The organism is Pedobacter nototheniae (genome assembly GCF_032678625.1).
Classification (GTDB): Bacteria; Bacteroidota; Bacteroidia; order Sphingobacteriales; family Sphingobacteriaceae; genus Pedobacter; species Pedobacter nototheniae_A.
Map to the genome: position 1 here is coordinate 620,348 of NZ_JAVTSO010000003.1, position 9,194 is coordinate 629,541.

The window sequence follows — 9,194 nt, forward strand, 5'->3', positions numbered from 1 at the left end:
TCTAACGCGGGTTATGCACACTCATTTTTATGAAGCGGGTACAGAAATTACTACTTTTTATACTTCTTTTAATTTCAATAAATAGTTACTCGCAAACTAAAGTTACCCTAAACTTTCAATCTGTCGACTTTGAAAGCGTAATTGAATCTATCCAAAACCAAACCATTTACCATTTCGTTTTTAGTGAGTCAAAAATTCCTCAGAAAAAAATCACCATTCAAGTAAATGATCTTGAAGTTGTTCAGGTACTGAATCAAATTTTAAAAAATACGGGCTATGAGTATGCATTATTGCCTAATGAGCTTATTGTAATTAAAGCCACCGAAAAAAAACCGAGTTATCCCGATAGTGTTAAAATGCTTAACGAGGTTATAATTACGGCCTTGGGCATAGAAAAAAACAACAGAAAAATAGGCTATGCCCTAACTTCAATTAAGGGCAGTTCTATAACTCAGGCGAGAGAATCTAATATGATTTTGGCGCTTCAGGGAAGAATAGCCGGATTAAACATCAGCGGCACCAACGGTGGCCCGTCCTCTTCAGCACGAATATTACTTAGAGGTGTTGCCAGCATGACTGCTGCATCTCCGCTTTTTATCGTTAATGGGGTTCCAATAGACAATACGATTCGTGGCAGTGCCAATGAATACGGAGGGGCTGATTATGGCGATGGCATCAGCAATATTAATCCTGACGATATAGAAACCATTACTATCCTCAAAGGTTCTGCGGCATCTGCCTTATATGGTGCCAGGGCAGCCAATGGTGTAATCTTAATCAATTTAAAAAGTGGAAAAGAAAATGCTGGTCCGTCAATAGAATACAACACAAACCTATCTTTTGAAAGCCCCATAAACAATACCGATTTCCAGTATATTTACGGCCAGGGGGCACAAAATAAACGACCAATTAATGTTTATAATGCCACTTCTACCGGGATTTTAAGTTGGGGAGAAAAAATGGATGGTGCCCTTAGCCCACAAATCGATGGATCCTTTAAACCTTATCTGCCGGCAAAAAATAATATCGTTGATTTTTACAGAACCGCTCCTGCCTTTACCAATACTTTATCTTTAGTAGGCGGAAGTCGCCAAAATATTTACCGCTTTTCCGCTTCCAATCTCGATTATGGTTCTATTTTAAAAAACGGCCACCTAAACAGGAAAACCTTTAATGTATATGGTTCTTTTGATTTAACCAAAAAGCTGACGATTAATTTTAATGCAAATTACATTTACGAATACAATAAAAATAAAAGTTACTTAAGCGATGGCCCACTTAACGCTAATTATGGCATAGCATCATTAGCAACCAGCTTAAATCAGGCCCTTTTAGCACCCGGATATGATGAAGCCACAGGAAACGAAACCCGTTGGAATGCCGATGAGTATAAAACAAATCCATATTTCCTGATGAATAAACAGGCTGATTACGCAAAACGTAACCGCTACATTTCTTCGGCTGCTGCAAAATATAAATTTAACAATTGGGCTTCTATTCAGGGGCGATTTGGTTACGACATCAGCAAAGATGAAGTGATTAGTATTTTGCCCACCGGAACCGCATTTTCAATCAACAGGCAAGGCGGAATAAATGCTTTTGATCAATCGCAAACGTCAGAATTAAACAGTGATGTTCTGCTTTCTGCCAACCGGAATATTACTAAAAATATTAATCTTGATGTTTCATTAGGTGCAAATTACAGGGAACGAAATGGAAAAACAAATAAAACAAAAGGCTCGCAATTTATAATTCCTTATCTATATACACCCGAAAATTTAATTACCAAAACAAATACCAATACCATATCCAAAATAGTAACAGAATCTGCTTATTATACAGCTGACATATCTTTTAAACAGCTCCTAAATTTATCTCTAACCGGTAGATATGATATTTACTCTACACTTCCATCCAATAACCGGGGGATTTTTGTACCCGGAATTTCAGGAAGCTTTATTTTTTCAGACTTAATTGACGTTAAGAACCTAAATTTTGGTAAGTTGAGGTTAGATTTTGCAAAAACCAGCGGCGAGCCAATCGTTCCTTACACCACGCAGATATATTATGTATCAGATGATCGTGTTAACGGCACCCCGATAGGCGATTTTTCAAGAGATTTACCCAATTACAATTTAAAACCATTTACATTAAGCGAGTTTGAAGCTGGAATAAATTTAAAGTTTTTTGATAGCAGGCTTGATCTCGATTTTACTTTTTTCCATAGAGTAACACACAACGAAATTATTAATGCAAAGCAGTCCATAACCACCGGTTTTACATCGGCATATGTAAACTTAGGCAAAACCCAAAATATAGGTACCGAACTTGCCATAGAGTATACACCAATTTTAAGGAAGAATAAAAAATGGCAGGTTAGTTTTAATTTTACACAAGTAAAAAACAGGTTATTATCTATCGATGGCAGCAATACCTATACTTTAACAGGAACTTACAGACCGTTAAATGCCAACACCGCTTTGGTTGTAGGAAAACCGATTACGCAAATTATGGCTTACGATTATAAAAGAGATGCAATGGGTAACGTGATCATCGGATCGGATGGAATACCCAAACGTGGCGAACTTATGCCTATGGGAAGTACGATCCCTTCTGTATATGGTGGATTAAACAATAGTTTTACCTTTGGCCAATTTAATATTTCCTTTTTAATTGATTACAGGTTTGGTAATAAAATTTTATCCGCAACAGAAAACTATTCTTATGTAAACGGACTAAATAAGGCAACTTTAGCAGGAAGGGAAACGGGTATTATTGCAGATGGTGTTTATGAGAATGGGGTAAAAAATACAACTTTAGTGCCGGCCTATAATTATTACCCTGAACTGGCCACCAACATCTCTGCATTGTCTGTACTAAACGGAAGTTTTATAAAATTAAGACAAGCAACCTTTGGTTATACTTTTAAAGAAAATTTCTTAAAGAAAACGCCTTTCAAAAACATCAGTATAGATTTTGTTGGCAGAAATTTATTTACCTTATTAAAATATACTAAAAACATCGATCCCGAGTCTGAGTTTTCACCTGTGCTTGCCTATGCGGGTATAGAAGGTGCCTCTTTGCCGGCTACAAGGACATTTGGTTTAAACGTAAATTTTAAATTTAAATAAAAACTGTATGAAAAAAGCGATCCTCTATTTAACCGGTTTTTTCTGCTTAATGTATGCAGGCTGCTCCAAACAACAACTGGACGATATTAATACCGACCCTACCAAAGTTACAGCAGATAATTACGATCCGAACAAATTGCTTTCTTCCGCACAATTAAAATATGCCAATATTGGTTATTATCAACTGGTTTACCAAAGTACAATGATGCAACTGCTTGCATCTACCTACTATTATTACAATAATGGCGATAAATACATTAACGTAGCCAGTTTTACCGATTATCAGGGCAGAATTTTTGATGAAGGCTACGCCGAAGTTTCAACGATACGGGAAATGCAGCGACTTGCTAACTTAAAAAACCCGGATAACAATGTTAACCTGATTAATATCGGCGATATTATGTTTGTATTAATTTTACAGCGAATAACCGACACTTATGGCGATGTTCCATACACTCAGGCCGCCAAAGCTATGCAAGGCATTAAATATCCCGTTTACGATAAGCAAGAAGATATTTACAATTTCATGCTCCAGGATCTTGAAAATGCAATTAATAACCTGGACCCTTTAAAGCCAAAACCTACCGCCGATTTATTTTACAATGGAGATATTGATAAGTGGAAAAAATTTGGCTATTCCTTAATGCTCAGAATTGCGATGCGGCTGACAAAAATTAACCCGGATAAGGCCAAAATCTGGGTAGAAAAAGCAGCTGGTAAAACTTTTTCGGGTATTGATGATAATGCAATATTATTAACCGACGCCATGTCTTTTAATAGCCAAAACGGAACTTCTCTTGCCCTTAGAACGTATTCAGATTATCTGGAAGTTCGGTGGAGCAAAACATTAATTGATCAGTTGAAAACCACCAATGACCCAAGGCTGGGTGTAATTGGCGAAATTCCTTTAAATGGTTTGGCCCAAAATGCCAATCAAAACCTAAAAGGAGATAATAGTCCGGCCATTCAAATAGGAATGCCCAACGGATATGATTTGCAGGATGGCGCAACAGATATCCATAACGCTCCGGGTTATCCGGGGGGTACGGGCAGTGGTATTGATTTTGCTCCCTTAGGTAAATATTCACGGCCACGAACATCTGTTTACTTAAAACTTGGCGGGCCTATTTTTGTATTTACTTACGCAGAAACAGAATTTTTACTTGCTGAGGCAAAAATCAGAGGCTGGAACGTATCGGGTACAGCAAGCAACCATTACAGCAACGGCTTAACCGCATCCTTACAATCGTTGGCACAATTAGACCAGCAGGCCAAAATAGATCTTGTAGTTATCAATACCTATGTTGCCCAAAACCCATTGGACGAAAGCAGTGTACAAAACTCATTAAAGTCTATCAACACTCAATACTGGATTACCACCGGTACAAATTTTAACTTTATTGAGTCTTGGTTAAACTGGAAACGAAGTGGTTATCCAGAACTTGTACCCGTTAATTATACAGGTAATGTAACCAATGCAACCATTCCAAGGAGAATGATTTATTTATCAACAGAAATTTTAAACAATACCATTAATTATAAGGATGCTGTTAGTAGATTGAATGGAGGCGATGTGTTAACTTCAAGGGTTTGGTGGGATAAATAAAGTCTCGTCTCAACTATTGTTTAATTTGGTTCAATAATTGGATTAATTCGATACCTTACCATTACCTTTTTCCCTTTACATTTTCCCGGCTTCCATTTTGGGCACTTTTTAAGTACATCCACATACCCCAAATCTAAGCTTGAATAAGCTTTGGGCGACTTATTATCGATGCTAATGTTTTTAACCGAACCCAATGTATCTATCATAAAAGTAATCAAAACCCTGCTTTGCCAGGATTTTGTAGTGTCAGGTTCGAACTTAACATTCTTAAAAAGATAGGAATAAAATTTACTTTGCCCGCCTGGGTACTCTGGCATTTCATCAACATAATTATAAACAAAGGCACGCAGCGCTTTATCATAATATTTTGAACAGGAATCCTGTTGAGTTTTACAATCACTTTTAGGTGCATTAATACCAATCAGGTAAAACAAGAGCAATAAAGATTTCATAAGGAGTTGCGTTATTTAAAGATGCCTATTTCATACTCAAATGTAACTTATTTGATAACTATTCTTTAAAATTCATATCTTGCAACATCAAATAAAAATGACGCTCATTAACCAATTTAAATTAGTAAAAACAGTTCTGTTTTTGCCAAAAGGGCAGCTGAAGCTTTCATGTGTAATTTAAATTGTTATTTGGTTACAGGTAAATGAAAAAGTTAGTTTCAATAGTTATTCCCGCTTACAACGAGGCTGATAATATTTTTATAATTATAGAAAGTATTAAAAATGTATTTTCGACCCTTAATTACAACCACGAAGTTATTTTGGTTGATGATGGAAGTGCAGATCATACACTTGATAAAATTAAAGAATATGCTGCTGCATCAAGCAATGTGTTTTTTCTTGAATTTTCCAAAAACTTTGGCCATCAGCTTGCTGTAAAAGCAGGCATGGATCATGCTTTTGGAGATTGCGTAATTTCCATGGATTGTGATATGCAACACCCTCCCGATTTAATTCCGGAAATGCTACTAAAATGGGAAGAAGGAAATGAAGTCGTCTATACCATCCGTGAAGAAGATAAATCCTTATCAAAACGCAAAAGAAGTACTTCTAATTTATTCTATAAAGTATTAAATAGCCTTTCGGATATTGAATTGGAACCTGGTTCAGCAGATTTTCGTCTTCTCGACCAGAAAGTTGTCAATGTTTTTAGAAACTTCCATGAGAACGAACCCTTTTTAAGAGGGCTTGTTAAATGGCTTGGGTTTAAGCAATATGCAATTAAATATAATCCTGCTGCACGTTTTTCAGGAAAAAGTAAGTACACCGTTAAAAAAATGATCCGGCTTGCACTCCATGGCGTAACTTCATTTAGCATTAAGCCACTTTATAGCGCTGTTTATTTAGGTTTTATTCTTTCTTTCGCCTCTATCTTATATGTACCCTACGTGCTTTATGCTTTTTTAAATAAAGTAGAAGTGTCAGGCTGGGCTTCTGTAATCATGACAATTGTTTTCTTTGGAGGTTTACAGCTCATTATTTTAGGTATTATTGGCATTTACGTAGGTAAAATGTTTATGCAAACTAAAAACCGGCCTAATTACATCATTCGTTCAACAAACATCCAAGATAAATAATGATCCTTCTAAGTTTTGACATTGAGGAATTTGATATGCCCTTTGAATATGGAAAAGACATTTCTTTTGAAGATCAGATTGCAATTTCGAGAGCCGGTACCATTTCTATTTTAAATTTACTGGATAAATACCACGTTAAAGCTACTTTCTTTTGTACCGTAACCTTTGCAGAGCATATCCCTGATTTAATTAACAGAATTACATCAAGCGGCCATGAACTTGCTTCTCACGGATACTACCATTCTGATTTTAAACCTGAACATCTCCTGCAGTCAAAATTGAAACTGGAAGAACTTTCTGGTCAGGAAATAACGGGTTATCGCATGGCGAGAATGATGCCTGTTGATGAAAAGGAAATTTTTAAAGCCGGCTATATTTACAACACCTCTATCAATCCTACTTATTTACCGGGCAGGTACAATAATTTCAACATTTCCAGAACGTATTTCAGAAAGGAAAATGTACTGCAAATTCCTGCTTCAGTAAGTCCGATTATTCGTTTTCCATTATTTTGGTTGTCATTTCATAATCTACCGATCGGGATTTATAAATTCTTATCCAATTGGACCTATAAAAAAGACAAGTACTTAAACATTTATTTCCACCCCTGGGAATTTACAGATTTAAGTGATTTTGAACGTTTTGGTTTTCCAGCTTACGTACGGAAAAATACAGGAACCAAAATGATTGAGAGAATGGATGAATTAATTTCGTGGATGAAATTAAAAAAATATCCATTCGGAACATTTCAGGATTTTATTAAAACCATTAATCACTAATAATAAAACAGTGTTTCATCTGTTTTAGGTTTATTTTTTATACTTTTCAGCAAGTTTTAAGGCATTGTATGCATTAACAATACCACCACTTACACAAATATCAGAAAAAAGTACCCGTACATTTTCACCCTTTCCATTCTTATATTTTATTTTATGGTTTACCTTAGAAACTGATTTTATAATGATGTCCCTTACCTCAGCAGCTGTAAATTCAGGGTAATAGCTTAAAATTAAAGCAGCCAGACCAGCAACCACCGGCGATGCCATGCTCGTGCCATCTAAATCTTCATATTTAGAATCAGGAACCGTAGAATTAATTAAAAAGCCGGGAGCAAAAACATCAACGCTATAGCGGCCATAGTTAGAAAAATTTGCTTTCAAATTATCATCATCTTTATAAGCACTTGCCCCAACTTCAATCCAGTTATTTGCATGTGGAAGGTTAAATTTGAGTGAATCTAAGGCTTCCACTTTATCTAAATTCTTTCTTTCTACAGCCGGAAGCATACCCAACCCATTTCTATTTAGATTTTTAGGCGGTGTAAAATCAGGTTTCGCTTTTACTTTATGAACAACTTTATATTCCTCTGCCTCTTTACTGTCGAAGTATTTATTTGGATAGTTTTCATCAATATCATTATCCTGATTATCGTTGCCTGCCGCATGTACCAATAAAACACCTTTAGTTTCTGCGTATTTAACAGCCTCATCAACTGCTTTTTTATCCCATTTATAACTTTTACCAAAACTCATATTAATTACCCTGGCCCCATTATCAACCGCATATCTAATGCCGTTGGCTACATCTTTATCCCGTTCATCACCGGTAGGTACAACTCTTATAGCCATTATGTTTACATTATCTGCAACGCCCATTATACCAATATTATTGGTACGGTTAGCAGCGATAATTCCCGAAACATGGGTTCCATGCATAGCATCAGGGCCTTTTACATCGCTGTTGCCATAGTTTCTTTGGTTAGCGTTTGAATAGTCATCGCCCACCAATTCAGCCCTTCTGTCATATTTTGGGTTTAAGTTATACTTAAGCATGGCATCATACTGCTCATATCCATCTTTTATATTTTTATAAAATTTTTCAAAACTACCATCCTCCTGGCTACCCCTTCTTATAATCTTTTTTACCTGCTCCTCTGTCTCATCATCGGCTTTATATCGATCAATATCCTCCAAAGATGGAATCTTTTTATTGTTAATCTTCGCTACAGAATCTAAAACTTTGTTTATGGCAACAAGGACTGAAAAAGTATTGCTCGCATCCTCGTATTTCTTACCAAAATCTCCAACCATTTTTTTATACAACCTAAATTCTTCTTTTTGTATGCTATCCAATGGTGTAAGATTAGTTGTAGATTGATATTTTGGAGTATAAATTCTTAACAACCGAACAAGTTCAAGATTATCATATTGCAAATTACCTTTTTTTGAACCTATAAAATTCCATCCGTGTATATCATCTACATAGCCATTACCATCATCATCTATGCCATTGCCAGGAATTTCTTTAGGATTAGTCCACAAAATACCTTTTAAATCTTCGTGATTAATATCTACGCCACCATCTATAACTGCCACAATAATTTTTTGCTTTGGCTTTTTATCCTTTAAAATTTCACGATATGCCTTTTCGGTACTAATTCCAAAGAATCCATTTTCCGCTAAATCCAAATTATGCCAGTTTGCCGGTAATTTTATTTTTTTACTCTGAGCGAAGGATAGCGTTTGTAAGCAAAGGAAAAAGATGATAAACATCAATTTCTTTAGGTTAAAATTCATCATAAAGATATTTACGTAATAATGCAATTATACGGTTTTATTGCATCCTCTGATGCATATTTATGATTTTTTAACTTAATCTTTAGGGGCCGTCAGACTGATAATATCCCTGTTTTAATAAGGAAACGCGTGTTGGTGTTTCATGGCTGCTGTAGCCCTGCCCTTTACTGCAATCTTTTTGGTTATTGATCTTTAACAGGGTAATTGTTACGCCAGCCAAAAAGGATTTTCGTGAGGGTCAGGTTTGGCTTGCAACGGCCGGGTGTAGAGATGGAATTTCTGGTTAATGGCAT

Annotated in this window: 6 protein-coding genes; 4 read left to right on the forward strand and 2 right to left on the reverse strand. The window is 35.9% G+C overall.

The features are described 5' to 3' along the window. Positions 1-29 precede the first annotated feature (29 nt). Both R2Q77_RS12875 and R2Q77_RS12880 read left to right on the forward strand, forming a co-directional pair. Positions 30-3,131 (forward strand): SusC/RagA family TonB-linked outer membrane protein, encoded by a 3,102-nt coding sequence (locus R2Q77_RS12875; RefSeq protein WP_316804126.1) that lies wholly within the window; start codon positions 30-32, stop codon positions 3,129-3,131. Between the two features lie 7 nt (positions 3,132-3,138). Then, positions 3,139-4,737, forward strand: coding sequence for a SusD/RagB family nutrient-binding outer membrane lipoprotein (locus tag R2Q77_RS12880; protein WP_316804127.1), 1,599 nt, complete (start codon positions 3,139-3,141; stop codon positions 4,735-4,737). Positions 4,738-4,757: 20 nt separating this feature from the next. On the opposite strand, the gene R2Q77_RS12885 is transcribed toward R2Q77_RS12880, so the two are convergent. After that, positions 4,758-5,189, reverse strand: coding sequence for an energy transducer TonB (locus tag R2Q77_RS12885; protein ID WP_316804128.1), 432 nt, complete (start codon positions 5,187-5,189; stop codon positions 4,758-4,760). Positions 5,190-5,392: 203 nt separating this feature from the next. Between R2Q77_RS12885 and R2Q77_RS12890 the strand changes: the two genes are divergently transcribed. Beyond that, positions 5,393-6,325, forward strand: coding sequence for a glycosyltransferase family 2 protein (locus R2Q77_RS12890; RefSeq protein WP_316804129.1), 933 nt, complete (start codon positions 5,393-5,395; stop codon positions 6,323-6,325). Then, positions 6,325-7,104 (forward strand): polysaccharide deacetylase family protein, encoded by a 780-nt coding sequence (locus R2Q77_RS12895; protein WP_316804130.1) that lies wholly within the window; start codon positions 6,325-6,327, stop codon positions 7,102-7,104. Before R2Q77_RS12890 ends, R2Q77_RS12895 begins: the two co-directional genes overlap by 1 nt. Before the next feature lie 30 nt (positions 7,105-7,134). On the opposite strand, the gene R2Q77_RS12900 is transcribed toward R2Q77_RS12895, so the two are convergent. Beyond that, positions 7,135-8,901 (reverse strand): S8 family peptidase, encoded by a 1,767-nt coding sequence (locus R2Q77_RS12900; protein WP_410479278.1) that lies wholly within the window; start codon positions 8,899-8,901, stop codon positions 7,135-7,137. Positions 8,902-9,194: the final 293 nt, after the last annotated feature.

Coding starts and splice junctions, on each gene's coding strand:
- R2Q77_RS12900 (WP_410479278.1), bottom strand. CDS start 8,901: ATGAATTTTAACCTAAAGAAATTGATGTTTATCATCTTTTTCCTTTGC.
- R2Q77_RS12880 (WP_316804127.1), top strand. CDS start 3,139: ATGAAAAAAGCGATCCTCTATTTAACCGGTTTTTTCTGCTTAATGTAT.
- R2Q77_RS12895 (WP_316804130.1), top strand. CDS start 6,325: ATGATCCTTCTAAGTTTTGACATTGAGGAATTTGATATGCCCTTTGAA.
- R2Q77_RS12890 (WP_316804129.1), top strand. CDS start 5,393: ATGAAAAAGTTAGTTTCAATAGTTATTCCCGCTTACAACGAGGCTGAT.
- R2Q77_RS12875 (WP_316804126.1), top strand. CDS start 30: ATGAAGCGGGTACAGAAATTACTACTTTTTATACTTCTTTTAATTTCA.
- R2Q77_RS12885 (WP_316804128.1), bottom strand. CDS start 5,189: ATGAAATCTTTATTGCTCTTGTTTTACCTGATTGGTATTAATGCACCT.